Genomic DNA, 26,622 nt, shown 5'->3' with positions numbered 1-26,622 from the left:
CTGTCAAGTTGAGCGTGTTGAACTTCGGATACGCGCTACGGGTACAGCGGCCTGATCCGGCGGCGGCCGTATTAGTCCTGCAGTGCTTGCAGGGTGGCGTGGAGGTCGGTGGTGCGGGGCTGGTTATGGGGGAGTTTGGCGAGGGCGGCGGCCATGCCGCAGGTGTTGGTGGCGGCGGAGAAGATCAGGCCGCTTCCGATTGCTGCGGACAGCCAGCGGGCGGGGCGCCAGCGGGTGCCGGCGGCGAGGCCGAGGACGACGAGGGATCCGGCGGCGAGGCGGACCTGGCGTTCCATGGGCCAGACGGCTGTGGCGTTGTCGGGACGGTGGAGGGTGTGGCCTTCGCCGGCCCAGGCGGTGGTGCCGCCGGTGAGGGTGGTGGCGGGGATGTCGGCTGCGGCAAGTTCGGTGCAGGCGGTGGTGGAGCGGTGGCCGGAGGCGCAGACCATGAGGAGGGTGCCGCGGGCTGCTGCTGCCTTGAGGGCGGGCAGTGCGGTGTGGAGGTGGTCGAGGGGGATGTTGTGGGCGCCGGGAAGGTGCCCGGAGGCGTATTCGCCGGGAGTGCGCACGTCGATGACCGTGTAGTCGGCGAGGCGGGCGGCGGCTTGGGCGGGGATGAGGGCGATGGGGGTGGTCATGTGCGGGGTGGTCCTTCCGTGCTGTTCCGGGGGCGGGTTTCCGGACCCGGTATAATACCCCTAGGGGTATTAGATTTTGTGGAGGTAGACGGTGGAGCTTGAGATGGCGGCCGACGAGCTGAAGTCGGTCCTCAACCGGCTGCGGCGGGCTCAGGGCCAGATCGCGGGGATCATCAAGATGATCGAGGAGGGCCGGGACTGCGAGGACGTGATCACGCAGCTCGCGGCGGTCTCCCGTGCGCTGGACCGGGCCGGGTTCGCGATCATCGCGACCGGATTGCAGCACTGCATGGCCGAGGGCGGTCAGGCGCCCGGTGACCGCGATGAGATGCGGGCGAGGCTGGAGAAGCTGTTCCTGTCCCTGGCCTGAGCCGGGCCGCGGTGGCTGGGCTGTTCATGCGATCACGTCGATCAGCATGAACGCGGCCACCGCCAGCAGCACCCCGGCGAAGACTCTTTGCAGGCTGTTGCCGGAGACCTTGCTGCTGAGGCGTTTGCCGTCCCAGGCGCCGAGGATCGCCGCTCCGGTGAACGGTCCGATCAGTGCCCAGTCGAGGCCGCCGCCGGTTCCGGTGCGGGCGACCAGGGCGGCGAGTGAGTTGACGGTGATGACGAGCAGGCTGGTGCCCACCGCCCTTCGCATGGTCAGGCCAAGGACGCTCACCAGGGCGGGGACGGCGAGGAAGCCGCCGCCGACGCCGAGGAAGCCGGTCACCGCACCGAGTCCGGCGCCTGCCCCGGCTGCCTTGCCGGGCCGTATCCGCTCCGGCGGGCGGGAGGCGGACGGGCGGAACATCCGTACCGCTGCCAGTGCCGCGATCACCGCGAACGCGACGGTCAGCACCGTTTCCGGAACGCGTCCGGCGGCGGCTCCGGCGAAGTAGGCGGGGATGATGCCGGCGGCGGCGAACAGCGATCCGGCTTTCCAGGCGACGTGGCCGTCGCGGGCGTGGGCATACAGGGCAGTGGCGGAGGTGGCGGCCACGATGATCAGGCTGGCCGTGGTGGCCGCGGACGGGCTGAAACCGAGCAGGTAGATCAGGGCGGGTACGGCCAGGACACTGCCGCCGCCGCCCAGAGCTCCGAGGGCGAGGCCGACGACGGCCCCGGCGATGAGGGCGAGAACGAGGGCGGTCACGCTACTTGGCCGTGGTTCCCGCGTTCGTCGAGGACCGGGTGTCCGGCGGCGGCCCACGCGTTCATGCCGCCCTTGACGTCGACCGCCTTCTGGCCGCGCTGGTTGAGGAGTTCCGCGGCTTGCTGGGAGCGGTGTCCGCTGCGGCAGATCACCACCAGCGGCCGGTCGGAGGCTTCGGCCGGCAGGCCGGCCCCGGCGACGAGTTCCGACAGGGGTACGTGGATCGCGCCGGGGACGTGGCCCGCGTTCCACTCGGGCTTCTCGCGGACGTCGAGCAGGATCGCGTCCGGGGTTTCGCCGCTGGTGCGGCTGCGGGCCTGGTCCACGCTGACGCGGGGCTGGCTGCGGCGGAAGAGGAACATCAGGGTTCTCCCCTCTCCTTCTCGTGCTGTGCTGGGAGCTGGGTGTCAGCCGGTGGTCAGGGGCAGGCCGGCGTCGGTGGCGGCGTCGAAGCCGTCGTCGACGGCGACGACGTCGCGGCCGGCGGCGTCCAGCAGGGACGCTGCGATCGCAGCGCGCATGCCTCCGGCGCAGTGCACCCACACCATGCCCGGCGGAACTTCCGCGATACGGCCGTGGAGCTCGTGGATGGGGATGTGCACCGACCCGTCGATCCAGCCGTTCGCCCGCTCGGAGTCACGGCGCACGTCCAGGACCACCACCTCACCCCTGCCGTGTGCGGCGAGTCCGGCGAAGGTGGAGCGCGGGAAGGACGCCGGGGTCTGTCCGGCGGGCAGCCAGTCGGCGGGGGTGCCGGTGGCGGCGGCAGCCGGGCGGTCGATGCCCACCCGCGCCAGTTCGCGCTGGGCGTCGGCGAGCTGTTCGGCGGATTCGGCGAGCAGGGTCACCGGCTTGCCCCACGGGATCATCCAGGCGAGGTAGGTGGCGAGCTTGCCGTCGGCCTCGAAGTTGAACGACCCGGCCACGTGTCCCTCGGCGAACGCGACACGGTTGCGCAGGTCGACCACCCATTCGCCGGCCGCGAGGCGGGCGGCGATCTCGTCGGCGTCCGCGAGAGCAGGCGGGGTCAGGTCGAGGAGGGCGGGGCCATCAGCGTTGGCCGGGCCCATGTGCGCGTAGTAGGCGGGCACGTCCTCCAGGCCGGCCAGCAGGTCCGAGACGAAGGTGTCCACGTCCACGGTGAGCGCGGTGTTCGCGCTCTTCTCCTTGCCGATGGTGGTCTCCTCCCCCTCGGACTGGGCCGAGGAGCAGAAGCTGCCGAAGCCGTGCGTGGGCAGCACCGCCGTCTCGTCGGGCAGATCGGAGACCAGGCGATGGGCGGAGGCGTGCTGGGCACGGGCCAGCTGCTCGGTCAGCCGCGGCTCGACCAGGTCCGGACGGCCCACGGTGCCGATCAGCAGCGACCCGCCGGTGAAGACGACCACCGCACGCCCCGCCTCGCGCAGCGCGTAGGAGGTGTGGTGCGGGGTGTGGCCCGGCGTCGCGATCGCCTCCAGCGTCACCTCGCTGCCGGGGTCGATGTCCACACTGTCGCCGTCGGCCACGGGCACGCGGTCGAAGGTGACGTGCGCGTCGGCCGGTACGAGGTAGCGGGCGCCGGTGATCCGGGCGAGTTCGAGTCCGCCGGTGACGTAGTCGTTGTGGATGTGGGTCTCCACCACGTGGGAGATCCGCACCCCGCGCCGGGCGGCGGCCGCCAGGACCTGGTCGATGTCGCGTGGCGGGTCCACCGCCACTGCGGCGCTCTCACCGCCAGCCAGGTAGCTGCGGTTGCCGAGACCTTCCAGCTCGATGGTGTCAACGAAGAACACGCCGGTACTCCTAACGAATGAAAATTACCCGGGGGGGTATCTGTTTCCACCGTAACACCAGTACCCCCCGGGGTATATTCCAGTTGGGGGCCTCCCCGATCGAGTGCCCGCCAGGCATCGGACGCATCAGCGCACCAGACGACAAGAAGGAGAACGGCCATGACCTACAGCCGCACCGTGCACGTGGACGGCGACTTTGCACAGACCGTGACCGCTGTACGCGAAGCACTGGCCGAACAGGGCTTCGGGATCCTCACCGAGATCGACGTGCAGGCCACATTGAAGGAGAAGCTGGGCCACGAAATGGAGGACTACCTGATCCTCGGCGCCTGCAACCCGCCCCTGGCCCACCGGGCGATCGAGGCGGACCGCTCCATCGGCCTGCTGCTGCCCTGCAACGTCGTCGTACGCACCGACGGCGACCGCATCGCTGTCCAGGCCCTCGACCCCGGCACCATGGTCACCCTGACCGGACAGGACGCCCTCAAGCCCGTTGCGGAGGAAGCCACCCGACGCCTGGACGACGCCCTGTTCGCGCTCACCGGCGGCAAGGAACAGCGCAAGGCACATAAGGCCGCCGATCAGGAATGAGCGGCCTACGGCACCGCGGGGCGCGCCTCCGGTCGGCGATGGGGACGCGGGGCCCGGCGGAGCTGCTCACGGATCCCGGCTGGCAGGTAGAGGAAGCCGCAGCGGCCAACCCGCCGCTACCGCTCGCGACGATGTCGGCTCTTGTGCACCATCTGCAATCGCTCTGCTCGCCAGGCTGACGATCACATCAGATCGGGCGCACCGGATGAGTGGTGTCGCCGTCTCTCCGCTGTGGCAGTACCCGGACCACGCCGGACCCCTCGGACAGCTTCTGTCGAAGCACCCGGTTCTCTGTTACCGACTGGTGCAGGGCGCCGACCAGTGCCTCGACATCGGCCTTAAGCCGGGCGATCCCTTCGGCGTCTGCAGCCCGAAGCTCCTTGAGCCGCCGGACCTGCTGGCGCAGCCGTCGTTCGCTGTCCGGCATCTGCCCGCGGGCACGGACCTGGTCGTAGAAGTCGTTCTTCAGGTCGGGGTGGCGCTGGGTGAGCGCGTTGCGGGGGACCTGAGCCTCGGCCGCGAGTGCGACGATCGTCAGCGCGCCGTTGGAGTGCTCAGGCTTACCACTCAGGATGCGGTTCATCGCGGCCCGGATCCGGTCGCGTTCATCGGGGGCGGGGGTCATACGGTCGGCTCCTGATGGTGGATGCGATCGTGTTCGTGGCGGCGGGCCAGCTCGCGCAACTGCCCGGCACGCCGAGCCAGCCGGTCGGCGAGCGGTCTCGGCAGTGCTTCGGAGGCGGACTGTTCCTCCAGGACCTTGGCGTGAGCGAGGAGCCCGGCTGCGTGGTGGTCGGTGCGCGCGATGTTCGCGCACGACGGCCGGCAGCGGTCCAGCCGTGGGGCATGGGTGGCGTCCTGCCGGTGGCAGAGTGCCCGATCCCGGTTGTAGACGCACATCAACAGGGAGCGGGGGTTGTCGTAGACGGTCAGGGAAGGGTTGCTCAGGATGTCGCGGGCTTGGCGCCACGTGCGGATCAAACCGGCAAATGTGGGTGCATGCGCGGCCGCGTGGATTGCGCGTCGTGCGGCGGGTCCGGAGATGCCAGCCCCGTGGGCGAGGTCGTCGTGGAGGGTCGTGAGCGTGTCGGCGGTCGCCCGGGCGGTCTCCATGTCGAGCAGCTCGTGGATGCCGTCGCGGCCGCGGGCTGCGTACCCGGCGCTCATCGTGGTGCGCATGTGCCCGTACTGAATGGCCAGCGCCACCAGCCCGCCCGGACGGCGCGCGATGTGCCAGGCCAAGGTGCGGCGGAAGCGGGCCAGGCCGATCGTGCCGTACGGATCCTCGGGGACGACCTCGTGGTCGCGGTCTAGGCGCAGGGCCAGGGCGGAGGCCCAGGCGGCAAAGGCCTCGATGCGCCTGCGCAGCCCTTCTTGCCCGATAGAGGTTGCCGACGCCGTGGGAGTGTTCTGGAAGGCGTGCGTCGCCGCGTCGAACAGCAACCCGCCGTCGGGGACGATCCGTTCCAGCACGCGGATAGCCGTGACCACTGGCGCAATGGCTACCCAGGGCACCTCACGCACGTGGCCAGCGGAGTGGTGATTGCCGTCCGCATCGGCGGCACTTTTGAACACCCGTCCGTAGATCAGGTGGCGGCCGCCGTCCGGATCGGGGCAGCAGCCGCTCTCCAGGCCCAGTACCTCCGCCGGGCGCATCCCGGTCAGGTAGGCCAGGACGATGAAGCAGGCTGTGCCCAGGTGCCGCAGGAGCTCGCGGATCTCGGTGAAGTCGATGAAAGCCGCCCACCGCCTGTCCCCCACCAGGCCGGTGATGGGGGTGGACAGGGGACACGGGCCAGGGTTGTTTCGCACGTAGGCGAGCAGGTGCTGCCACGGTGCGGCAGCCAGCAGTCCGTTGACCTGTGAGGATGAGCAGCCGACGTGCCCGGCGATGTAGGTATTGGCCAGGGCGTGGACGTTGCCGGCGTTGGGCCTGGAGGGCACCGGTTGGCTGCGGGCGATGAGGTCTTGCAGGTAGTGCCTCAGCCGGGCCTTGGAAGCGGGGCTTGCTGGCGTGCACGCGGCGATATCGGCAAGCCGCCGGCTCTCCGTCCACGCGGCGAGGATGTCGTCGGCGAAGTCGTCGACCATGCGCAGCGCCCAGATCAACAGTGGTCCCATCGTGGCCGGAGAGATCGGCTCGGTGGTGTTCTCACCCCGCCCGGGCGCCGGTGTGGTGGGGAGGAAGTCGTCGACGCCCAGGTGGTTCCATGGCGGCATCGCCATCCCGGCCCCGGCCCGGGTTGCCGAGTCGAAGGCCCACAACCGGGTCAGGGCCACCAGGTCCTTGGTGACGGTGCTGCGGTGGGCGCCCTGCTGCCGGGCTACATGATCGGCCCACGTGACCCAGACACCGTCGTTGATCTGGTCCAGGCTGGTAAAGCCCTGGTGGTGCAGCCAGAGGGTGAACCGCTGCCAGCGCAGCACGGTGTCGTGGATGCCGTGCGGGCCCAGGCGGGAGTGCCAGGTCGGATGCCCGGCCAGCATGCTCGCCGGCAACGGCGTATTGATCATCTTCCAGGCCGCGAGCTGAACCTGTGGCCGCAGCGCTTCGGGGAAGCGGGCCCAGTCCAGATGCGGCCTGGTGGCGCTGGGGTTGGCGACCAGCGGGGCGAGATGCCAGAGCTCGTCGGCATAGATCGAGACCGGGACCGGGCCCGGGGCCAGGACCAGCGACGTGGCGATGACCGGGGTGTTCCAGGCCGGATGCACTGGCAGTTCGGCGGGCAGAGCATTCAACTGTCGAACTCTCCATTCAGAAGCTGATCGATGACCGCCCGATCAATGTCGGTGACCGCGTCAAGTGCGGCTTGCCAGAGCATCGGTCCGAGGCGGGTGCGCAAGTCGGCGAGCCGGGCATGGGCATCGGCCCAGTCCGCGTCCCACACGGCTGGCTCCACGACACCGCGCAGGTTGTCCAGCGCCTTCGACAGGTGGGCCAGACGCGCATGGTGGGCTGGCGTGACCCGCGCGTTCGGGCAGGCCGTGCACAGCAGAAACGACGCCGCGCAGCCTTCACCGGCCGGGCTGAACGGGCTGTGCTCGAAGTCCGCGCAGCCCGTGGTCGCCGTCTCCAGGTCACCCGCGTCTGGCGCGTCTGCCAGACGGGCGGCCAGGACCGTACGGCGAGCAGCCTCCAGCGCATCCAGTGCGCCGTCGGCGATGACCGGCACCGCGGCCTGCTGGGCCTGCGGCTCGCCCACGACATAGACCCGGTCGTGAGTGTCCTGGGTGTTCTGCCCCGGCTCGCGCCGGTGCAGCACGTTCACCGTCTTGCGCAGTCGTCGCAGCGGAGAGCCGGTCAACCCCACCGAGCGCGCCCACGCCCCGCTGCCGGTCTCGTCCACGCCGAACCCGAACGGCCCGACCCGTACGGCCTTGGGGTACCCCTGGCCATCGTGCGGGGTTGTCTGCCTCCAGATCAGCAGCCGGTCGATATCCGTACCGAGCTGGACTAGGAGCCGACGGGCGGCCGCGGTCGCCTCCAGCGCCTCGGTGATGATGCGCCCGGAGGAGTCGGCGCCCGAGTCGGTGAGGTTGCGGCTCTCGAACTGGCCGCGGTGCCCCGCCCGGCGCCGCTTCTCCAGCTGCAGCCGGTAGAGGGGCATACCCGCCTCCGCCGTACCCGCAAGCTCACTGGGCACCGGCATCTCGGAGACCGTCGTGGCATTCAGCCCGAGCTCCACGACGATGAGCACGGCCAACGCCGCTGCCTCCTTGCGGCTGAGGTAGAGCCGCTTCCAGGTGTACTCCGACCCGCCGCCGACCAGGGCGGCACGGTAGCGCTTGCGGACCGTGCGGCGGGTCTCGTACACGGGGACGTCCCCGGTGCGGGCCAACACGTCCAGGGCCTCACCGAGTAGCCACTCCTGGCTGTCGGGGGCGAAAGCGGCCTGCCGCCAGGCAGCCAGGTGGGCGGTGTTCTCCCTGATCCGCAACAGCGCCGCGCGGAACGTCCGTCGCGCCGCCAGGCGGATCTGGTCGAACTCCTGCGGGGTGTAGGCCAGCTCGCGGCCCGGGCTCCAGGCGAACCGCTGGGACATCGCCTCCCGCACCGGCTGTGCGACTCGGGTGTCCATCTGCAACAGGGAGGCGATGGTGGAGTACTTGGTGTACCCGTTCGAGGATGGTCGCAGGCTCAGCCGCCACGCCTTCCAGTGCCCGGCCGTCAGCCGGTCCACATCCGGGGGCACCTCGTCCAGCTTGCCAAGGAAGTCCGCGAACGGACGCACGATGTACCAGCTGCCCTCGCTGGACTCGAGACTGTCCCAGCCGCCGCCAGGAGCACACTTCGCTGTGAACACTTTGGCCAGCGACCGCTGCCACGGCACCGGGACCGGCAAGGTGCTGAAGTCGTAGGCGCGGACCCTGCCCCGCGAGTCCCGGTGGGTCACCACGAGGCCGTCCGCTGCGAGGACCGCTGGCCGCTGGTGATGTCCCTCGGGCAACGCGGCCCGTCGACCACGCCCGCTCACTCGGCCACCAACTGCTCGTCGAGGTCCTGGATGCCCTCGCTCTCCTGGGCCAGCCTCGTGAACAGCGAGGTCAGATCTTCCTCCGATACCGGGCCGCCTGCCGGCACGTAGTCGGCCAGCAGCGAGCGCAGCTGCAGATCCGCCACCGGCGCGAGGTAGATGTGCTTCGTGGTCTCCAGCTGGGCATGGCCGAGCAGGTCCTGCACCATTCGCCAGGGGTCGCCGTAGAGCAGTCGGAAATCCCGTCGCTCCTCTGGCGTCAAGCCCATGCGCCGGTCCACGACGTGGTTGAGGACCACGAGCATCACCAACGCGAAACTGTGCCTCGCCATATGCGGGGTGCAAAACGGCGACTGGCTCGACACCGCCCCCAGTACCGTCTCGCACCGCTCGTTCGCCGCCCGGAAGACGTTCTCCCACGATGCCGGACGAAAGGGCAGCCCGGACTCGTTCAGCCACAGCCACAACGGCTCCGGGCCCTCCGGGCCGTCGATGAACAAGAACATCCGCTCTTCCACGGTGGCCTCCGTCAGCGATGTCCGGCCCACCACACCGTCACGGTCCCGCCAGTGCAGCAGCCGCCGGTGCCGGCCGGTCTCGTGGGTCACCAGGCGCATCCGTAGCCCGTCGTACCGCCCCGTCGCCTGCGCGCGCCGCACCACCCGGGCGCGCGAGGACTCCACGTACCCCTCGATCTCCCCCACCACCACAGAGGATGCGTAGAACGTGCGCGCCCGCTTCGATTTCGTCACCGCGCGAGCCAAGCGCCCCGCGTAGTAGCGGCCGCCCTCCAACTGCAGACGCGGTACCTCCACCGTCAACAGGGAGGCGCCCTCAGTCAGCCGCACACCGGAAGAGAACAGCAGGTCGGCGAAGGCGGCATTGCGATCGGCCAACCGTCCCACCCACCCGGCGGACGGTAGCCCGTCCGCTCCGCAGCCGCGCAATCCGACATCCGCCCAACGGCGAAACGCCCGTGGCGTCAGCCAGCGCACCTCACTGGTCCGCGCGTTCTTCGCCCGACCCGACGGCACCAAAAGCAATTCGCCAGACCGGCCGACGACTGACCTCATCAGCACCGGGTTCACCTGCACGAACCCTCGCTGCACCGCCCATTCATACAGCCGGACCAGTGCTGCCAGTCCTCGATTCCACCGTGCTCCGCCAACCCGGCTGGGGTTCCGCAGCGACCGAGTTCGCCAGTCCTCGAAGTCCCACAGATCGTCCGCCGAGGCCTCGTTCCACCACCTTCCGCGACCCCACAAGAAATCGAAGAACAGGCAGTAGTCATCCGTGTAGTTCCGCTTCGTCTCCGGCGCGAGACGAGCGAACGACGACCGGCACAAATACCGGCTCAGCACCTCATCGATCCGGTAGTCCGGCGAAAGAAGAATCGGATCCCCAGGATGAACCCCAACACGCTCTTCCCGAACGGCCAGGTTCTCCCAGCCGGCCAGCACCGGCACCCGATCTCCCACCCGGCGCTCCTCGGGCACCCAGAACGTACGCCAACCCGCCACGCATCCACCCCTGCTCGATCCGCTTCAACACACCGATCCAACAGGGAAGGGGATGAGAACGACCAGAGCGCCACCGGCGACGCCTTCGAGGTGCTGCACCTCATCGTCGACAAGCGCCTGGCGCGCGGGCGGCTCACCGTCATCGACGCGACGAACCTCCGCTCCTCCGACCGGGCCTGGCTTCTCGCCTGCGCCCGCCACTGGCAGCGCCCGACCATGGCCGTGCTCTTCGACGTGCCGCTCGCGACTGTGCAGGCGCAGAACGCCGGCCGCGACCGAGTCGTCCCCAGCGATGTGGTGCGCGAGTTCCACGGCCTGCTGCCCACCGTCGACCAGCTGCACGACGAGGGCTGGGACGCGGTCCACCTCTTCTCCGCCCTCACCCGCCGCAGCCGTACCGGCCGCTGACGGCCCGAAACAAAAGCGCCCGGGACCGCCGATGCAACGGCGGTCCCGAGCTGTTCCCACCCGTGTCTCAGACGAGAGGGAGACCTCAGTATGAACGTCGCCATGCGCTTACCGGGCCGGATCGGCCCGCACGCCCTCCTGATCACCGCCGCAGCCGTGCCCCTGACCGGCTGGGCCCTCCACGCCGTCACCCTGTACAAGCAGATCGCCGACGGCCGCAAGGACCTGCTCACCGGCCTGCCGTGCCGACCGGAGTTCGCCGCCTACGGCGAGCGGCTCCTGCGCACCCGCCGCCGGGACGCCGTGCACATCCTGATGCTGGACGGGGTCGGCTTCAAGGCCGTCAACGACACCTACGGCCACGCCGCGGGCGACACCGTCATCCAGACCCTGGGCCGACGCCTCGCCCAGTGGAGTTCGACCCGGCAGGCGCTCGCGGCCCGGCTGGGCGGCGACGAATTCGCCGTCTGCGCCGTCATCCCGCCCTCTGCCGCCCTCACGGAGGTCACCGCGCTGCGCGAGGAGCTGCGACAGCCCCTCCAGCACGAAGGGCGCACCCTGCGCCTGGACGTCTCGATCGGTATCGCCCGCGCAGCAGACCTGCCCGGCGAGGACATGCGCCGGATCCTGCGCGGCGCGGACGCCGCGATGTACAGAGTCAAGAAGGGCGAGGTTTCGTTCCCGTACTTCGCGACGCGAGCCGACGCCTACGCGGAGACGGTCAACGGCCGCCGCGCCGGCCGCCGTGGGACACACCTTCTGGCGGGCGCCGCGTGAGCGCCGCCGGACTCGAGGGCGGCGACTGGATCCGCGGCATCACCATCCGCCAGCCCTGGGCGACCTGCATCCTCGCGGGCAAGTCCCCGGAGAACAGGCCCAAGCCCTGGAGCTGGCGAGGCTGGGTTCTCCTCCACGCCGGGAAGGCCAAGCCGCAACCCGCCCTGCTGCGCGACCCGCTGGTCGCCACCGCGATCCGTGGCCGCGAGCTCCCCCTCGGTGCGGTGATCGGCCTCGCCCGGCTCACCGACTGCCACCTGGACCAAGGGCCCGCCCGCTGCTCCAGCCCGTGGGCACAGCGCGACGTGCACCACCTGGTCCTGACCGACGTCCACGAGCTGCCGCTGCCCGTGCCCGCCACCGGCGCCCTCCCGGCCTGGAAGCCAACGCAGGACCTCGTGGACCAGGTCCTCCAGCAGCTGCCCGACTTCCGCCCGTGACCCGCACCCGAGGTAAAAGGCCGTCGGTGGAGCCGGGACTGATCCCGGCCCCCGGCGGCCTCCTCGACTGGCGCGACGCCAGCCACTTCGACCGCTGGCAGGACCACCCCTGCGCCCTGTGCGACCACCCCACACCGATGCGCTCCCACGCAGGCGAGCCCGTTCACAAGAGCTGCGCCGAAACGTGGATCGCGGCCAATCCCACCGAGGCCCGCCTCGGGCGGTTCGCCTCCGACGTCCAGGCCGGACGCCGCCGCAGCGACGACCACGCCTGACCCCGTCCTCGCCCCGCTCACACCACACACCTTGTCTCGCTACTCCGAGGAGGCTTCTCATGCCCGGCTCCCGTACCGGCACGGCGACCCTGGTCCCGGCCGACACCCGAATCCCCTTCCCCGACTCCGACCAACCCCTGGCCTGCCGCACCGATCCCGCCCAGTTCGCGATCGAGGACGTCAGCACCACGGACGACCCGCGCGCCCGGGAAAAGACCACCGCCCAGGCCAAGCAGACGTGCTCCGGCTGCCCGGTCGTCACCGAGTGCCTCAAGTGGGCGCTCGCCAACCCCGACCTCACGCCGACCGGAGTGTGGGCGGCGACCACCAAACGCGACCGCAACCGGCTGCGCAAGCAACTCACGGCCCGCCTCGGGAACGACTGGGCCGGGGCGGTGGCCGAACAGGACCGCCGCCGACGCGAGCAGCAGCGCACGGCGCGCACGGCCCCGCCGACCGTCCGGGACCGGGCCTTCGCCCGCCTGGAGCTGGAGCTCGTGCCCACCCGCCCAGAGCCGTACGACCGGTGGAAGCAGCCGATCACCCCTCAGCAGGCGGCATCCAACCGGCGCGTGCTGGAACTCGCCCTCACCGGCAAGGCGGCCTGAACGGTGTTCACCGACTGGTCCGAAGCCCTCGAAGCCGAGTCCCTGCCTCTGGACCCCACCTCCGCGCAGCAGCTCGCCGCCGCGGCCCGGGTCACCGCCCGCCACTCCCACGACAAGGACGACCTCGCGTTGCTCCTGGACGTCCTCGGGCTGCCCACCGGCCCCGACACCCTCACCGCCCTGCTCCCCCTCATCCCGGAAACCGGAGACGCACCCACCATGACGACCACCCCCGCCGCCCCGGCCCTGTCCGCGCACGAGGCCATGGCGATCTCCATGCACACCAACGGCGACACCGACCAGGCCATCCGTGAGGCCACCGGCCTCAGCGAGACCGAACTCAGCACCCTCATCGCCGACCAGGCCCTCACGCTGCCCCGCACGGCCGCCGCCACCCCGGCCATCGACGTCCCCGTCATCCCGCTGCCCGTCTCCATCCGGGTTCAGGAGCTCCTCGACTGGGCCTCCGCCCACCCGGCCGCCGCAGTCCGTAACCGTGCCGTCCGCATCACCGCCGACCTCGCCGAGCTGACCGCGCGCCGCGACAGCGAGGCCGCCCAGCACGAGGCCGAGGAGAAGGTCGCCAGGGCCAAGGCCGAACTGGAGCGGGCGCAGGAGGAGCTGCGCACCGTGAAGGCCGGCACCCGCACCACGGCGGCCGCCACCGTTTCCATGCCGATCCGGGCGGGGGCGGGCAGCGGCCGCACCCGGGAAGAGCTCGCCGCCATCCGGGCCTGGGCGAGGGAGAACGGCCACCAGGTCGCCGACGCGGGCATGGTGCGCAGGTCCGTCCTGGAGGCGTTCGACGCCGCGCACCAGGCGCCGGCCCGGAAGGCCGGCTGACCCATGACCACCACCGAACCGCTGGTCCTGGACGGGTTCCTGGACGAGGAGACCGTGCCAGGCGACCTCCACGGATCGACCGCACGGCTCCGCCTCACCGTCTCCCCCACCGACGAGCGCACCGACGAGATGATCCTGCCCTGCACCGTCACCGACCCGGAGCTGGCCCACGTCGTCATCCACGACCTGGTCCCCGGCGACAAACTCCGCGTCACCGGCTACCTCCAGCTCCCCCGCACACCGGACGAGCCGATGTGGCTCGTCATCAGCACGCTCGCCGTACTGGAGACCGCACCGGCGCTGTCCGACCCGGCCACCGCCACCACGGCCGCGCTGGAGCGGTACGGGCCGTACGTCTGCTGGCTCGACGCCGACACCCCCGACGTGGAGGTGTTCACCGCAACCGGCGCCTGGGTCGGCACCGCACCCGAGCCGAACGCGATCAGCGAGCTCCTCGAAGCCTTCGAGCAGCGCCAGGCCACCAACGGCGACTGACCCGGCCACACCCACAGGGCGCCGCGACCACGTTCAGCGCGGCGCCCCGCTGCCCCGGTCTTCCGGCCGGGGCAGCGCTCCTCACCCCATCCCATTTCGACCTGGAGGCACCGTGACAACCTCTGACCCGAACTGTGTTTTCTGCGCCATCGTCTCCGAGCGGGCGCCCGCCACGATCCTGCGCGAGTGGGACGACGCACTAGCCATCAAGCCGCGCGGCGGCGTCAACGACGGGCACACCCTCGTCATCCCGCGCCCCCACGTCGCGGATGCCATCGAGGACCCGGAGATCACCGCTGACACCGTGCGCCGCGCCGCCCAGTACGCGGCCGAGATCGGCGCTGACCTGAACCTCATCACCAACGTCGGGCCGGACGCCACGCAGACGGTGTTCCACCTGCACTGGCACATCGTTCCCCGGGCCAAGAAGGACGGCCTGCTACTCCCCTGGACGAAGCCCGCCGCCTGCACCGCCTGTGCCACCACTCGAGCCGGAGGGACCCGATGAGCACCGTTCGCTACGTCATGGCCCGCGAGCCCATCCCCGCCGGCCCCAAGGTGTTCCTGGCCGGACCCACCCCCGACAAGAGCACCCCGGCCCCGTCCTGGCGGCCGGAAGCCACCCGACTCCTGGCCGAGCAGTGGACGGGCCAGACACCGCTGACCGTCCTGAGCCCCGAATCCCGACACGGCGAACGCGCCGACCGGTACGAGACCCAGGTCGACTGGGAGACCGACGCCCGCGCGGCGGCGACGGCGATCCTGTTCTGGATTCCCCGCGACCTGCGCACCCTGCCGGGCATGACCACGAACGTGGAATTCGGGCTGGACGCCACGACGGGGCGGGCGATCCTCGGCTGCCCGCCCGACTGCCCCAACCCCGAGCGCAACCGGTACCTGATCTACGTGGCCCACCGCCACGGCGTCCCGGTGTGCGAGACCCTGACCGACACCGTGGCGGCGGCCCTCGCACTGGTTACAGCAACCACCCCGGTAATCCGCCCCGAGCAGGAGACCGCCCGATGAAACTCCCCTCCTTCCGCCGCTGCGGCCACGCCCCCGGCCCCCTCACTCCCCAGGACCAAGCCGCCCTCGACACGTTCCGCGCCAACCTCGCCGCCATCGCCGCCCTCCGCTCCCCGGAGCCCTGGACACCCGGCCAGGGCCAGGACATCGCCGTGAGGGTCGGCCCGTTCATCGAACGCGCCCACCCCCGCCCCGGCGACAACCACGGCACCGAAGCGATCGCCGTCGCCCTCGTCCACCCCGACACCGGCCACGCCGCGGCCTACCTCCACGGCCACCAGCTCGGCTACAACCGCAAGGGATGGCTGCGCTGCGAGATCCCCGCGATCCTCGGCACCTGGCAGCCGGCCTACGCGCCGCTCACCCACGCCGCCGCCAACCAGCCCCTCCCCGACGACGTCGGCATGGACCCCGCCCACTACGGCGCCCACGTCGAAGCCCACCGCGCCGACGGCACCAGCTACACGCTGCTACGCCTCGGGCCCTACTTCCAGACCTGGGTCGCCGCCCACGACGCCGACCAGCTCAACACCGAGCTCGCGGGCCAGGCCGCCACCGTCATCCCCGGAGCCACGGTCACCGTGAAGGACACGCTGTTCGACACCAGCGACCACGACAGCTACACCGACCCGTACCTCACCGACATCACCGCGCTCCTGGCCGCCGCAGTCGAAGGAGCGACCGCATGACCACGACCCTGTACGAGATCGCGACCAACACGAGCGACGACGGCAGCACCCACCCCGCCGAATGCATCTGGACCCCCGGCCAGGACGCGGAGGAAGCAGCCGAGACCGGCTTCGTCATTCACCGCGGCCTGCACATCGCCGGGATCGACGACGCCACCGACGCCCACCTCTACCCGGCCGGCTTCCTGGCCCTCGGACATCACCGGTGGGCCGACGTCATCGAGGGCGCCGCCGCGTACATGGCCCGGGTCCACGGCTGGCGGAACCTCCACTACCCGGGCGACGACCCCTCGGAGCTCATCCCCCGCATCCCGCGCGCCGTCCAGACATGGGGCGTCTTCTTACGGCACCCGCACCCGGACCACAGCTGCGGATGCGAGTGGGACGACACCTGGCGCATGGTCTGGGCAGCCGCCACCGAGCCCGGCGCCGTCCCGATCACCGCCCTGCGCCACCCCGCCGCCCCGGCGGCCGCCGCCGGCCTCCCCAACCCCGACGAAGGCGCGCCCGCGACCTGGGCGGCCTGACCGCACTACCGGCACAGAGAAGGCCCGTACTCCCTGCGACGACGCAGGAGGTACGGGCCTTCTTGCGTTCCAAGGCAGACAGTGTGCAGCGACGCAGCTGACTGCTAAGAACGTCGGTCTCGTGGCTAGACCGAGGCCGCCGCTCGGCTTGGGCTGTCACTGTCGCCCAGCTTGTCCAGGAGGAGTTCCGCGACCGATGCGAGGTCCGCTGGTGCCAGGAAGGCGACCAGCGCATCGACCACATCAGTAGGCGATGCGGCCGCGGTGAGCATCAGCTCCGGTGTCGTTTGGACCCTCTGGGTATTAACGGCGTTAACGGTTGCGCGGGGACTGCCGCGTCTTCGACGGCGCCGTCGCTCCACCGTTCAGGGCCGGAAGCGTCGGAGAGCACACGCGGCAACAGCCGCGCTTTCGGCCAGCGGGTCCAGGAGGGTGGTGGCACTCCATGATCGCGGCTGGTCAGGCTCGACGGCCACAGCGGCCTACCGCCCACTGAGTGGTGGGCCGCTCGCGCGTGGGCTCATCGCGGGGCGGACACTTCAACGCAAGTGCACCCGCCCGGTCAGCTCTAGAACTCGGTGCTCTTCACTGCGGGAGTTCGCCGAAACCCGGGACTGGCTGACCATCCACTACCTGCCGCCCTACGCACCCGACCTCAACCCCGTCGAAGGCATCTGGTCCCTCCTGCGGCGCGGCTGGCTCTCCAACGTCGCTTTCTCCACACCAGAGCACCTCATACGCACAGTCTGGAGCGGCCTACGGCACATTCAGTACCGCAGCAACCTCATCGACGGCTGCCTCACCGAGACCGGCCTGACTATCCGACCCGTCTGACCAGCAGCACGACATCCCGAGTTCAACCTCAGTACCCACGCCGCCTGGCACGGGCTCCGAACCGGAAGGTCTCCGGCCCGGGGCCTGTACCGAGGCATTCGGCGAGACTACGGATTCCTCTTGATCTCGTAGCCGTATGGTTTGTCGACGTTCGTGCTAAAGAAGAGCACTTGGGGCGGGCCGTCCTCGGCGACCATGAGAACGGCTACCTGGTCGGCGTCGGTGAACGAGCCACCGGCGTCGATCATCAGGTTGAGCCGGTCCTCGTCTGTATCCCGCTCCCAGGTTCCCGAGCCGGCGACTCTGTCCTCGTCGGGCGGCTCGCTGAAAGCGAAGCCGATGGACTCAGTGGGGATCCTTTTCATGCTGAACCGGCCGTCGGCGTGGAACTCGACACGGCCGCCGCCGCTCCCGGTCCAGATTCCCGGCAGCCTGGCGGTGTCCACCGCTGTTGTGCCGGCGGTGGAACACCCGCCCAGGGCCAAGGCCAGTCCCAGGGCAAGGGATGGGGCGGCGAATCGCCCTCTTCCTATTGACATGCTTCCGGCCTGCCTACTTGTAGATGGTCTCTTGCCAACGGATATCGACCCGGTAGCCGGCGAAGTAGCCTCCGGTGTACTGAGGGGTCCCGTTGAAGACCTTCTGCCACTTCCACTGCATCGGCGCGAACGATTCGTTGTCGATGTCCGTCCACGCCTCGTACTCCACCGTGAGCGTGCTGCCTTTACTCTCGGTGATCTTGTATGTGAGGTCGTAGGAGCCCAGCACTCCTTGGGCTTCCCTGCTGTCCTTCCCGACGAGCAGTCCGCCGAAGTCAGAAGCGTACACACCGACGATCTGGGCGAGGTTGAGATCGTCACCGTCGGAGTTCTTGGTGACGCTGTACTTCTTCTCGCCCTTGGTGGCCCCCTTCTCCCGGAACTGATCCGCAACGTACTCCCGCGCGTCCTTCATGCTGGTGCTCTTGATGAGGCTCTGGGTCAGCTCGTCATCGCCGTCATAGGAGACGTCCGGGACCCTGTTGTTCAGCTCAGGGCTGCCCCATGCCCAGCGGAATGCCAGTGACCACGGCCCGTCGCTGTTGACTGTGCCGTCACCCCCGTGCTCATTGTTCGCGAGACTGCCCGACGGCACACTGCACATCGCCTGTGCCTCCATGAACATCTTCTGCAGCTTCTGCATCTCGGGGCTGATCGGCCCGGTGAACAGCAACGGCATCGGGTCGGGGCCCATGAGCAGCGGCGGCTGCTGCACCAGCGGCAAGGTCGGGATGCCGGTGTAGCCGAGCGGTCCGCTCCAGGAAGTGCCTGAGGTGCCGGTGCTGCTGGCGCCCCACAGCGGTGGGGAGACAGTCTCCTCGACCTTCTCTGCTCCTGTCGGGCAGTCGACGCCCATGGTGCAGGAGAAGCTGCCGCGACCGGACGGGTCGGAAAGGGTGACGGGATTGTTCTCGGCATAGCCGTAGCCGGCGAGTGACTGGTGCTTCTCCGGTTCCAGCAGCGGGTCGACGCTGATGAACCGGCCCAGCTCGGCGTCGTACTCACGTGCGTCGAGGTGGGTCAGACCGGTGGACCGGTCGCGTGTCTTGCCTAGGAAGGACCGGTCGTCCAACCAGGTTCCGATGGCGCCCGCCCGCTCCACACCGAAGGCGGTCAGGTAGCGCTTGGTCACCGCCTGTGTGTCGGAGGCGATGGCCAGGCTGGAGGTGCCGTGCTGGTCACCGGCCAGGTAGAAGAGCTTGTTGGTGCCGGTCTGGTTGGTGCGCACGGCGACGGACAGCTCGGTGGATCCGTAGAAGCGCTGGGCCCAGAAGGTGCCATCGCTCCTGAGATGCAGCTCTGTGGCGCCGGCGTACAGCACCCGCTCGCCGTTCTTCTCGCCGCGGATGAGGAGGTTGCCGTCCGCGTCGTAGAGGTAGTCAGTGGTGCGGGTTCCCTCTGTGAGCTTGGCGAGCTTGCCTTCGGTCCCCCATTCCAGAACCTGCTTCCCAGTCGTTCCCGGCCGTGAGTCCGTGTTCCCCGCGTCGTCGTAGGTGTAGGAGCGCTCGGGCTGGGCGCAGTTGCCCTTGTCGCTGACGCCGACGAGGGTGTGCGGCTGCTTCTCGCCGCCCCGGTAGCAGTAGGTGGCGGTGGTGTCCCCGCCCGGCTTGTGCTGGGTCTCCGTCTTGCGCTGTCCGGCCGTGTCGTAGGTGTAGCCCGTCCAGTACGACGCCGGTCCCGACAGCTTCGACGCGTCTCGGGGGTCCGAGCACTTCTGCGAGGAGGGGGTCCAGGCCTCGGTCAGGCGACGGAAGCCGTCGTAGGCGAAGCATTGGGCCTCCGCCTTTCCGGTGCCGCCGAGGGTGGTCGGATCCGCGATCGCGGTGACGTTCCCCGCCTGGTCGTAGCTGTAGTTGAGGTCCTGCAGCATGTACGGGTGCGTTTGGTCGGTGACGTGGCTGCGGGTGATACGGCCGGTGCCCTCCTCGTAGGTGTGGGTGACGTAGGCCTTCTTGTGTGCCTCGGTGTTGGCGACGCCGAGGATGAGCTGTTGCGGCTGGCCGAGGGCCGAGTAGTCGGTGTCGAGCAGGTAACCGGTGCTGCCGACGACGGTCTTGACCTGTCCGAGGGCGGTGTAGCCGTACTGGACAACTTCCGAGGGCAGCCCGCCAAGCGCCGGTTCCTTGGTGTTCTGGCGGGTCCCGTCGTTGTTGTAGGCGCTCGTCGAATCGATGGTTGCCGGAGCGCCCGCCTTGACCAGCGGGTCGTCGCCCGGCAGCTTGATCCGGGTGCTCAAGGGACGGTCGAGTGCGTCGTAGGCGAGGACCTCACGGGTGTACGCCTGGCCGGATTTCCCGCCGACGTACCGGATCGATGAGGACGGCTTGCCCTTGATGACCCCATCGTAGAGGTGCTCGGTGAGGCGCTTCGCGTCGGTCTCGGCACCGTCCCAGGTACCGGTGATCCGGCCGATCTCGTCGTACTTCGTCAGCACCGAGCGCTGTCGGGCGTCCGTGACCCGGATCGCCTGGTCGAGTTTGTTGTACCCGGTCGTCGCCCGGCCCTTGTCGGGGTCCACGGCGGCGGTCTGCCGGCCGAACAGGTCGTACTCGTAGCTCCAGCGCGCCTTGTCCGGACCGGTGAAAACGGTCGTCTTGCCGTCCAGGGAGTACTTCGTGGACGCCGAGGTGTATGGGACACCCAGGCCTCCTCCGTACGCGGGGTCGGCGGGCTGCCGGCCCGCGTAGGTGCGGGTTTCGGTCTTCTGGCCGCGGGCATCGATGATGACCCGGTTCGCGGTGCCCCCGGCGAGGGCGCTCGTACCGGTGGAGTCACCGGTGTGTTCGGTGGCCGTCGTCCAGCGCTTGACGCCGAAGAAGAGCACCGACCTGGAGGTCTCCCGCTCGGCGCCGTCGAAGACGATCTCGGTCTGGGTGGGCGATTCGCCGTACTCGGCGCGTGTGTAGGTGCCGCTGGGCGTGGCCGCGCTGTCGAAGATGTCCGCGTGCGTCTCGTAGGCAAGGCCTCGGGAGTCGTAGCGGGTGTCCGTGAGCAGCCGGCCGCCCTGGGGGGTCGGTGACTGGGTCTGGAGTGGCCGCAGGAGCGCGTCGTAGATCGTGTACGTGGTGTTGTAGCTGACCCCGTCCTTCTTCAGCACTGCCGTGGAGACCGCCGACGGCTTGCTGTTGCTGAGTGCGTAGCGGAACTTCTGGCTCGGGCTTTCACCCGCGGCCCGGTTGCGGTTGGGGAGCCATACGTCCGTCAGCCGTCCGACAGCGTCGTAGCTCACCTCCGTCTTACGGGAGTTGGCGTCGTATGTGCGCAGTGGAAGCCCGCGCCGGGCGTCGAAGAACGTCGTGGTCTTGAAGCCCTTGGCGTTGGTTACCACGGTCCCTGTGAGCGGGCCCGCGGCGGTCGGAGTGTAGCCGGTGACGGTTGTCTTGTCGTCGGCGTCGGTGACGGACAGGGCACGTCCGAGGGTGTCGTAGGACGTGGTGCCGGTCTTCTGCCAGAAGGGGGCGTCGGCCGCAGTGTAGGAAGCGGCGCGAGCTGTCCAGGTCGGCAAGCCCTTGGAGGGCTTCTGCGTGGCGGACCAGGCGGCGCCGTCGTAGGCGATGGCCGAGTCCGTCAGGACGTCACCGCGGCGGGTGGAGTCGCCGGGCAGGTCCAGGGACGCGTCGGTCGTCGCGCAGGTCCGACCTACCGTCCGGGTGCGTGAGGGCAGGCTGGTGATGCCGGAGTCGTTGTTGCGGGCGAACCAGGTGAGGGTGCAGGTCTCGTCGCCGCTTTTGGCGTCGTCGCCGTTGTCCTGTACTTGGTAGGGCATGCCGTAGTCGTCGTGGTCGGTGGAGACGGTCCGGGCGCGCCAGCTCTTGGGGGCGGTCAGGTAGGTGTACGTGGTGGTCTTCTGCGTGCGGACGTAGCGGGCCACGTGATCGCCTGCGCCGGGAACGTCCTGTCGTGCGGTCTGTTTCTGCCAGGGCTGGTTGAGCACTACCCCGATCGGGGTGCTCCCCTCGTAGGTGATGCGCTGTCGCAGCTGCCCGCCGTAGGCCCCGGAGTCGGTGATCGTCGCGAGGTTCAGGCCGGTGACCGCGACCGCGGGTGTGCTGACGGACTTGGTGGTGCCGTCCTTGTTGGGGTCCCCGTCCATGCCCTGGAGGTAGAGGGAAATGACCTTCGAACGAGTAGTGCCCTTGGCGCCCTTGAGGACGGTGACCTGGCGGTATCCACGCCAGTCCGACCAGGTCCGCTCGTCCTTGGGCGTGAAGGGCGAATCGCTGTAGTGCCAGGCGGCTCCGCTGTAGACGTACTCCTGCTCGACCGTGTCGTTCTGCCCTGCCGGGTCGGACGTGACCACGGCCACCACGCGGTACTTGTGGAACCAGTCCACGGACGCTACCGAGGAACCATTGATGTTCCAGAACTGCGGGAAACAGTTGCGGGTGTTGGTGTCCTCCGGCTTGCCGAGGACCTCGCTGCGCACACACTCGGGCGCCGACATCGTGACAGTGGTGACCGCTCCCGTCTCCGAGGTGATGGTCGAGACGCGGGGCCGGGTCAGCGCAAGGATGTCGTCCGTGCCGTCCACGCGGTTGGGTCGCATGTGGTAGGTGAAGCCGACCGGTTCGAACTCGATGGCCCCTCCCGCCTTGGCCGTGCGCTTGAGAGAGGTGAGCGTCAGGACCTGGTCCGAGGTGTCACCGATGTCGCCGCCGTCCAGGTACTTCTGGGTCAGCGCCCAGGAGTCCACGGGGGTGTGCTCCGACGTAGCCGCGGACCAGGAGAAGGTGTTGATGGCTGTGAGGCGCTTACGGGTGAAGAAGGCCGGCGCCAGGGCTTCGCAGCCGGCGTCGTCCTTGGAGCACAGCGACTCGAACGGTACGTCGGGCCAGTTGTGCGCCGTCTCCTTCTTCAGGGTGGTGCAGTTCGCCGCGGTGCATCGTTCCGCGTGGACGAAGGTGACTTTGGCGTCGGCGGCGTCGGTGAAGAGGGCGCCCTTGCGCAGGCCGTAGCGGATCTCGTTCAGGTACCCGCCGCGGATGTAGGGGGTGTCAGCCTTGTCGGCCTTGTTCTTGCGGTAGTGGTTGGCCTCTGCCGTGTACCAGTAGGTGGCCGCGTTCTCCCGGGTGTCCTCCACGTAGTCCAGGTTCCACCGCCACGCCTGGGTCAGGGAGCGCTTCGAGAAGGAGTCCCCGCCGGTGTACCCCGGCTCTCCACTGTCGTCGCCGAAGACAGGGGCGGTCCACACGGAGTTGGTCCGCTGGCTTCCGGCTCCGGCAAGCTTGTCCAGGCCGAAGACGTACTTGGTCCCGTCGCCTGTCACGACGGTCCAGTACTCACCGTTGTCGTCGCCGTTGTCCGCACCCGTAGAGCGTGTGACCGACGAGGCGTCGTCCCCCTGCAGCCGCCACTGCCCCGTGATCTTGTCCTTGACGAGGGTGCTGGACTTGCCGTTCAGCACCAGCCGGGCGTTGTCGTACTTCCAGCAGAGGTCGAAGACGTCTTCGTGACCGTCCTCGTCGCAACTGCCGTAACTGCGCTCGACGTAGGACTCCGTGAAGCCGAAACCCTCGCCGACGGGACTGCCCTGGTTGTTCGTGGTGGCGGTGCGGCCGTCCACGCTGCCGGAGTCATAGGAAAGGGACACGGTGGGCGTCGGCCCCGCGGCGGCGGGAGGAAGCTTGAGGTCGTAATTCCACGTGAAGGCACCGGAGCTGCTGCCCGCCGACCATGTGGAGGACTCGGCGAGCTCGGTGGCGGAGTAGTCGCCGCTGCCCTTCGGGGACTCACCGGTACCTGCCCCGGCGGCGGTGAGCGCCAGAACGGTCGCACCGGCGGCGGACGCCGCCAGGCCGCCAGCTTCTGATGCGGACGCTGGCTTCGGCGGCAGCGTCGCGGAGACCTTCTGACCGCGCATGTCGTTGTCGGATCCAAGGGAGGTCTGCTTGCGGCAGGCTGGTCTCTGCGGTGTGGTCAGCGCACAAGCCGGAAGCTGTACGAGCTCCAGCCTGCCGGCCCAGCCGCCACCCACTGCGGAGGCGAACCCGCCGTACTCCACGCTCACATCCGCCGGTCCGTCGGGTGGCACCTCGGCGGTGAGTACCACTCCGGTGATGCCGAGCCGGTCGGCCGCTTTCTGGTCCAGGACGGTGACGGTCGACCGCACGTGGCTGGCCGTCCTGGCGCTCGGGTCCTCGTGTCGGGACAGGGCCAGGGGCAGCCCGCCGACGACAGCCTCCGCCGGCTTGCCCTGCGCCGTTGGGAGCATGGCCGTTCCCGGCTTCGGCCAGGCGGCCTTGCGCCGCTCGGTGGCTGCCTGGCCCGCCTGCCGGGTGTTGGCTTCCAGATCGGCTGCGACCTGCTTGCGGGCCTTCCGACCCGCCGCCGTGTCGAGGGCCCGTACCTTGCTGATCCGCTGTTCCTGAGTGTCAGGCTGGCCGAGGCCGCTTGGGGCTGCTTCGGCGCCGGAAACCAGCGCCAGCGGTGTCACCATGCCCAAGGCCAGCGCGAGGGCCAGAGCTCTGGGGCGGAGGCCCCAGCCCCCACTCCCCCGCCGTCTTGTGTCAGTGCCGAACATGTCCATGCACTCCAGTTCGAGAGGCCGGCTTCCCACCTGGTCGCCGGTCGTACGGCCGTCAGGCCGTGAGAGCGAGGGCGGTGCCGCTCCAGCCGCGGCACCGCCCTCGACGATGGATCGGTCAGTCGCCCACGTGGGCGTCGATCTGGGCCGAGCCGGCCATGGCGCCCGCCCACAGGCGGATCTCCGAGATCCGGGCCGGGAGATGGTTCTTCCAGGCCCCGCCGATCTGGGCGGCTGCGACGGCAAGGTCCCCGGTACCCGCCTGTGCCGTGTAGGCCTTGTTGTCACCGTTCTGGACGTGACCCGTGTACAGGCTGATCGTCCCGGCCTGGGCATCAAACGTCCCTGTCAGCCGGACCACGCCGTCCAACGACACGACGTCGTCCGACACCACGGAGGTCAGGGTCCCGTCGGCGTTGAGACGCCCGAAGTGCCACTTGCCGACCGGTTCGGTCACTTCCAGACCGGTCTCGGGGTCGAGGACGGTGTCCTTGCCCATCATTTGATACCAGAAGCCCCAGGAAGACCCGCTCACCGTGCGCTGCCCGAAGACCTGGCCGGTGTAGCCGACGCTCTTCGCTAGCACTCGCTCCCTGTCCAGAGCGACGGCCGTCGTGGCGGTGAAGGAACCGGTATCGTCCAGCGGCGCCCCGCTGGACGTGGCGACGTCGTCGACACCGTCGAAGAGGATCTCTCCGTCCTGGATCGCCGCACCGCCAGTCAGATTCAGCGTTCGGCCATAGCCGGACGTGCTGTCCGTGATCGCCGTGCCGCTGCCACCCGTCGGCGACCAGTCAGCGACCAGTTCGGCACCGGCGAATCCCTCCGACGTCATCAGCCTGGCCTCGTCCGCGATCTCGGAGTCCTCCAGTCGGCGCTGCCAGACGGCGACCTCATCGATCGACCCGTTGAAGTTCCAGTTCCGCTGACCGTTCCAGAGGTAGCGGCCCATGTTGAAGGCGCCGGATGACGACCAGCCGCCAGGCGTCACCCGGGTTCCCTGGAAAACACCGTTGACGTAGAACTTCAGTTCCTTCGTGGCCGGGTCATAGCTGCCGGCGAGATGGGTCCACGCGCCCGTCACGGCAGGCGCCCGGCCCACGACACCGAAGTAAGCCTGCCCGTTGTCCTCGTCCTTCTCCTTCACGCCGAAGACCCAGGAGTTATAGCTGGTCTCGTACCACATGAGGAAGGAGCTGTACTTTGCTCCGTCCTGGGACAGCACGATGGCGTCCTTGTCACGGGTGTTCAGCCGCGCCCACGCGGAGACCGTGTACGCCGACCGAGTCTCCACGACCGGTCGGGCGGTCGCGGCGGCGGCCCCGCTGCCGTCCAAGGACAGGCCCCTGTCCGTGAGCGGGTTCTCGAGTGGCACGCCGTCCGCGTCGTGGGTGATCACTCCCCGGCGGCCCCGATCGTCACGGATCGCGGTGCCGATGAACGACGCATCGTGTGCGGAGCCACCTGCCACGCTGTTCTTCGCCACGCCCGTGGTTTCGTCGAAGCGCCAGCGGGCGACGGGCCCTTCACCCGAGGCCACCAGGAAGTCCAGAACCTGCTGGGCGCCCCAACGCCCGAGTGAGTCCTTCGCCTTGACGTAGAGGCGCTGGGTACCGGACTTCGCCGGGGTGATGGCGGCCTCAAAAATGCAGGGCGACCCCGGCTTGCATACCGTCTTCCACGCATCGCTCTCGGTGAGCCGGTACTGAGAATCGACGATGTTGGTGTCCCCGGCCGCCGGGGTGAACCGGACCTTCGCCACCACTCCCGGCCCTCCTCCTGCCGCACACGCATTCGCCAGACACTGGGAGTAGGGAGCCTGCAGCTTCACGGTCGGAGCCTTGGGCGCAGTGTTGTCGATCTTGAAGTAACAGGGAGAGCTGTAGCCGGTGTTGAGCCGGTTCGTGCCCCCTTCGTAGTACGAGAGCGTCAGGGCTTTGAGGCGATAGCCGACGCCCTCGGTCAGCGCCGTCGGAAGGCTCCTGGACTGTACGGAGAGATTGCCCACATAGCCGGATGTCGGGCTGTCGATATCGGTCTGTGCCACTACCCAGGCGCTTCCGTCCCAGCGCTCGGTGCGCCAGCGGATCCGCAGATTGGCCTGGGACTCACCACCGGCCATGGTCTTCGGCTTGCCGACCACTTGAGGGGTCGGATCGCTGATGACGGCCGGGTCGGAGGAGCTCGGCGAGCAGACCGTGCCGGTCCCCGAGGTGATTCCGACGTTCACGGGAACGGCAGGCTTACCCACGTACTTGACCGACAGGACGGCGTCGTTCTTGAAACGCTTCCAGGCAGCCGTGTCTCCCTCGTCGTGGGCACGGAGCTGGAGGGTCAGTCGGGCGAACTTACCGGCCGCGAAGTCACGCACCGTGGGGGTGAGGTTCTCGTTGGACTCGTCCGGATTGTCTTCAGTGCTTTTTCGCACTTTACTTTTTTAGAGATTTCTTTGTTGAGCCTTCCGGGTTGTATGGAGTCGTAGAAAGTTTTTATATCTGTGCTAC

24 protein-coding genes and 1 pseudogene are annotated in these 26,622 nt (G+C 69.2%); 14 read left to right on the top strand and 11 right to left on the bottom strand.

The window, feature by feature from the left end:
• Nucleotides 1-71: 71 nt before the first annotated feature.
• Nucleotides 72-638: a rhodanese-like domain-containing protein gene (locus AB0917_RS14945; protein ID WP_366819937.1), complete on the bottom strand. Its 567-nt coding sequence runs from the start codon at nt 636-638 to the stop codon at nt 72-74.
• 91 nt (nt 639-729) lie between these two features.
• Here AB0917_RS14945 and AB0917_RS14940 point away from each other — a divergent pair, with 91 nt between their 5' ends.
• Nucleotides 730-1,008, top strand: a complete 279-nt coding sequence (locus AB0917_RS14940; protein ID WP_356838371.1) for a metal-sensitive transcriptional regulator — start codon at nt 730-732, stop codon at nt 1,006-1,008.
• Between the two features lie 24 nt (nt 1,009-1,032).
• On the opposite strand, the gene AB0917_RS14935 is transcribed toward AB0917_RS14940, so the two are convergent.
• The 3 genes from AB0917_RS14935 to AB0917_RS14925 are packed head-to-tail and all read right to left on the bottom strand — an operon-like array spanning nt 1,033 to nt 3,548.
• Complete coding sequence (locus AB0917_RS14935) at nt 1,033-1,776, bottom strand: sulfite exporter TauE/SafE family protein (RefSeq protein ID WP_361972986.1); 744 nt, start codon at nt 1,774-1,776, stop codon at nt 1,033-1,035.
• Nucleotides 1,773-2,138 (bottom strand): rhodanese-like domain-containing protein, encoded by a 366-nt coding sequence (locus tag AB0917_RS14930; protein WP_361972984.1) that lies wholly within the window; start codon nt 2,136-2,138, stop codon nt 1,773-1,775. The genes AB0917_RS14935 and AB0917_RS14930 overlap by 4 nt, the downstream gene beginning before the upstream one ends.
• A 45-nt stretch (nt 2,139-2,183) precedes the next feature.
• The gene (locus tag AB0917_RS14925; RefSeq protein WP_366819936.1) at nt 2,184-3,548 is read right to left on the bottom strand and encodes an MBL fold metallo-hydrolase; all 1,365 of its coding nucleotides are present in this window, start codon (nt 3,546-3,548) and stop codon (nt 2,184-2,186) included.
• Nucleotides 3,549-3,707: 159 nt separating this feature from the next.
• On the opposite strand from AB0917_RS14925, the gene AB0917_RS14920 reads away from it, so the two are divergent.
• Complete coding sequence (locus AB0917_RS14920) at nt 3,708-4,139, top strand: DUF302 domain-containing protein (protein WP_366819935.1); 432 nt, start codon at nt 3,708-3,710, stop codon at nt 4,137-4,139.
• Between the two features lie 187 nt (nt 4,140-4,326).
• On the opposite strand, the gene AB0917_RS14915 is transcribed toward AB0917_RS14920, so the two are convergent.
• The 4 genes from AB0917_RS14915 to AB0917_RS14900 form a co-directional block, all read right to left on the bottom strand.
• Nucleotides 4,327-4,764 carry a hypothetical protein gene (locus tag AB0917_RS14915; protein ID WP_366819934.1) on the bottom strand — a complete coding sequence of 146 codons (438 nt, stop codon included), beginning with the start codon at nt 4,762-4,764 and terminating at the stop codon, nt 4,327-4,329.
• Complete coding sequence (locus tag AB0917_RS14910; RefSeq protein ID WP_366819933.1) at nt 4,761-6,878, bottom strand: integrase; 2,118 nt, start codon at nt 6,876-6,878, stop codon at nt 4,761-4,763. The genes AB0917_RS14915 and AB0917_RS14910 overlap by 4 nt, the downstream gene beginning before the upstream one ends.
• Nucleotides 6,875-8,470, bottom strand: a complete 1,596-nt coding sequence (locus AB0917_RS14905; protein WP_366819932.1) for a hypothetical protein — start codon at nt 8,468-8,470, stop codon at nt 6,875-6,877. The genes AB0917_RS14910 and AB0917_RS14905 overlap by 4 nt, the downstream gene beginning before the upstream one ends.
• Before the next feature lie 140 nt (nt 8,471-8,610).
• Nucleotides 8,611-10,110, bottom strand: coding sequence for a site-specific integrase (locus AB0917_RS14900; RefSeq protein ID WP_366819931.1), 1,500 nt, complete (start codon nt 10,108-10,110; stop codon nt 8,611-8,613).
• Here AB0917_RS14900 and AB0917_RS14895 point away from each other — a divergent pair.
• From AB0917_RS14895 to AB0917_RS14840, 12 genes and pseudogenes are all read left to right on the top strand, one after another.
• Nucleotides 10,021-10,542 (top strand): AAA family ATPase, encoded by a 522-nt coding sequence (locus AB0917_RS14895; RefSeq protein ID WP_366819930.1) that lies wholly within the window; start codon nt 10,021-10,023, stop codon nt 10,540-10,542. The genes AB0917_RS14900 and AB0917_RS14895 overlap by 90 nt on opposite strands.
• Nucleotides 10,543-10,632: 90 nt before the next feature.
• Nucleotides 10,633-11,319, top strand: coding sequence for a GGDEF domain-containing protein (locus AB0917_RS14890; protein ID WP_366819929.1), 687 nt, complete (start codon nt 10,633-10,635; stop codon nt 11,317-11,319).
• Entirely contained in the window at nt 11,316-11,759 is a 444-nt protein-coding gene (locus AB0917_RS14885) for a hypothetical protein (protein ID WP_366819928.1), read from the top strand. Before AB0917_RS14890 ends, AB0917_RS14885 begins: the two co-directional genes overlap by 4 nt.
• Entirely contained in the window at nt 11,756-12,034 is a 279-nt protein-coding gene (locus AB0917_RS14880) for a hypothetical protein (protein ID WP_366819927.1), read from the top strand. Before AB0917_RS14885 ends, AB0917_RS14880 begins: the two co-directional genes overlap by 4 nt.
• Before the next feature lie 59 nt (nt 12,035-12,093).
• Nucleotides 12,094-12,642, top strand: coding sequence for a WhiB family transcriptional regulator (locus tag AB0917_RS14875; protein ID WP_366819925.1), 549 nt, complete (start codon nt 12,094-12,096; stop codon nt 12,640-12,642).
• 3 nt (nt 12,643-12,645) lie between these two features.
• Nucleotides 12,646-13,485, top strand: coding sequence for a histone-like nucleoid-structuring protein Lsr2 (locus AB0917_RS14870; protein WP_366819924.1), 840 nt, complete (start codon nt 12,646-12,648; stop codon nt 13,483-13,485).
• A gap of 3 nt (nt 13,486-13,488) precedes the next feature.
• A complete protein-coding gene (locus AB0917_RS14865) occupies nt 13,489-13,980 on the top strand; it encodes a hypothetical protein (protein WP_366819923.1) in 492 nt (163 codons plus the stop codon).
• Between the two features lie 112 nt (nt 13,981-14,092).
• Nucleotides 14,093-14,488 carry an HIT domain-containing protein gene (locus AB0917_RS14860; RefSeq protein ID WP_366819922.1) on the top strand — a complete coding sequence of 132 codons (396 nt, stop codon included), beginning with the start codon at nt 14,093-14,095 and terminating at the stop codon, nt 14,486-14,488.
• On the top strand, nt 14,485-15,006 hold the full coding sequence (locus tag AB0917_RS14855; protein ID WP_366819921.1) for a nucleoside 2-deoxyribosyltransferase domain-containing protein: 522 nt from the start codon (nt 14,485-14,487) through the stop codon (nt 15,004-15,006). Before AB0917_RS14860 ends, AB0917_RS14855 begins: the two co-directional genes overlap by 4 nt.
• Complete coding sequence (locus AB0917_RS14850; protein WP_366819920.1) at nt 15,003-15,695, top strand: hypothetical protein; 693 nt, start codon at nt 15,003-15,005, stop codon at nt 15,693-15,695. The genes AB0917_RS14855 and AB0917_RS14850 overlap by 4 nt, the downstream gene beginning before the upstream one ends.
• The gene (locus AB0917_RS14845; protein WP_366819919.1) at nt 15,692-16,222 is read left to right on the top strand and encodes a hypothetical protein; all 531 of its coding nucleotides are present in this window, start codon (nt 15,692-15,694) and stop codon (nt 16,220-16,222) included. The genes AB0917_RS14850 and AB0917_RS14845 overlap by 4 nt, the downstream gene beginning before the upstream one ends.
• A gap of 588 nt (nt 16,223-16,810) precedes the next feature.
• Nucleotides 16,811-17,056 (top strand): annotated as a pseudogene (locus tag AB0917_RS14840) (transposase); the annotation flags it as partial.
• A gap of 107 nt (nt 17,057-17,163) precedes the next feature.
• On the opposite strand, the gene AB0917_RS14835 reads toward AB0917_RS14840, so the two are convergent.
• From AB0917_RS14835 to AB0917_RS14825, 3 genes are all read right to left on the bottom strand, one after another.
• Nucleotides 17,164-17,502, bottom strand: coding sequence for a hypothetical protein (locus tag AB0917_RS14835; RefSeq protein WP_366819918.1), 339 nt, complete (start codon nt 17,500-17,502; stop codon nt 17,164-17,166).
• A gap of 106 nt (nt 17,503-17,608) precedes the next feature.
• Complete coding sequence (locus AB0917_RS14830; RefSeq protein WP_366819917.1) at nt 17,609-24,031, bottom strand: RHS repeat-associated core domain-containing protein; 6,423 nt, start codon at nt 24,029-24,031, stop codon at nt 17,609-17,611.
• A gap of 205 nt (nt 24,032-24,236) precedes the next feature.
• On the bottom strand, nt 24,237-26,546 hold the full coding sequence (locus tag AB0917_RS14825) for a LamG domain-containing protein (protein WP_366819916.1): 2,310 nt from the start codon (nt 26,544-26,546) through the stop codon (nt 24,237-24,239).
• Nucleotides 26,547-26,622 lie beyond the last annotated feature (76 nt).

It is taken from the genome of Streptomyces sp. NPDC007346, assembly GCF_040703535.1.
GTDB lineage: Bacteria > Actinomycetota > Actinomycetes > Streptomycetales > Streptomycetaceae > Streptomyces.
The sequence above is the reverse complement of the archived record's forward strand: the minus strand, read 5'-3'. Positions and strand labels throughout refer to the sequence as shown.

Coding starts and splice junctions, on each gene's coding strand:
- AB0917_RS14865 (WP_366819923.1), top strand. CDS start 13,489: ATGACCACCACCGAACCGCTGGTCCTGGACGGGTTCCTGGACGAGGAG.
- AB0917_RS14930 (WP_361972984.1), bottom strand. CDS start 2,138: ATGTTCCTCTTCCGCCGCAGCCAGCCCCGCGTCAGCGTGGACCAGGCC.
- AB0917_RS14895 (WP_366819930.1), top strand. CDS start 10,021: ATGAACCCCAACACGCTCTTCCCGAACGGCCAGGTTCTCCCAGCCGGC.
- AB0917_RS14845 (WP_366819919.1), top strand. CDS start 15,692: ATGACCACGACCCTGTACGAGATCGCGACCAACACGAGCGACGACGGC.
- AB0917_RS14945 (WP_366819937.1), bottom strand. CDS start 638: ATGACCACCCCCATCGCCCTCATCCCCGCCCAAGCCGCCGCCCGCCTC.
- AB0917_RS14855 (WP_366819921.1), top strand. CDS start 14,485: ATGAGCACCGTTCGCTACGTCATGGCCCGCGAGCCCATCCCCGCCGGC.
- AB0917_RS14915 (WP_366819934.1), bottom strand. CDS start 4,764: ATGACCCCCGCCCCCGATGAACGCGACCGGATCCGGGCCGCGATGAAC.
- AB0917_RS14890 (WP_366819929.1), top strand. CDS start 10,633: ATGAACGTCGCCATGCGCTTACCGGGCCGGATCGGCCCGCACGCCCTC.
- AB0917_RS14850 (WP_366819920.1), top strand. CDS start 15,003: ATGAAACTCCCCTCCTTCCGCCGCTGCGGCCACGCCCCCGGCCCCCTC.
- AB0917_RS14920 (WP_366819935.1), top strand. CDS start 3,708: ATGACCTACAGCCGCACCGTGCACGTGGACGGCGACTTTGCACAGACC.
- AB0917_RS14875 (WP_366819925.1), top strand. CDS start 12,094: ATGCCCGGCTCCCGTACCGGCACGGCGACCCTGGTCCCGGCCGACACC.
- AB0917_RS14830 (WP_366819917.1), bottom strand. CDS start 24,031: ATGGTGACACCGCTGGCGCTGGTTTCCGGCGCCGAAGCAGCCCCAAGC.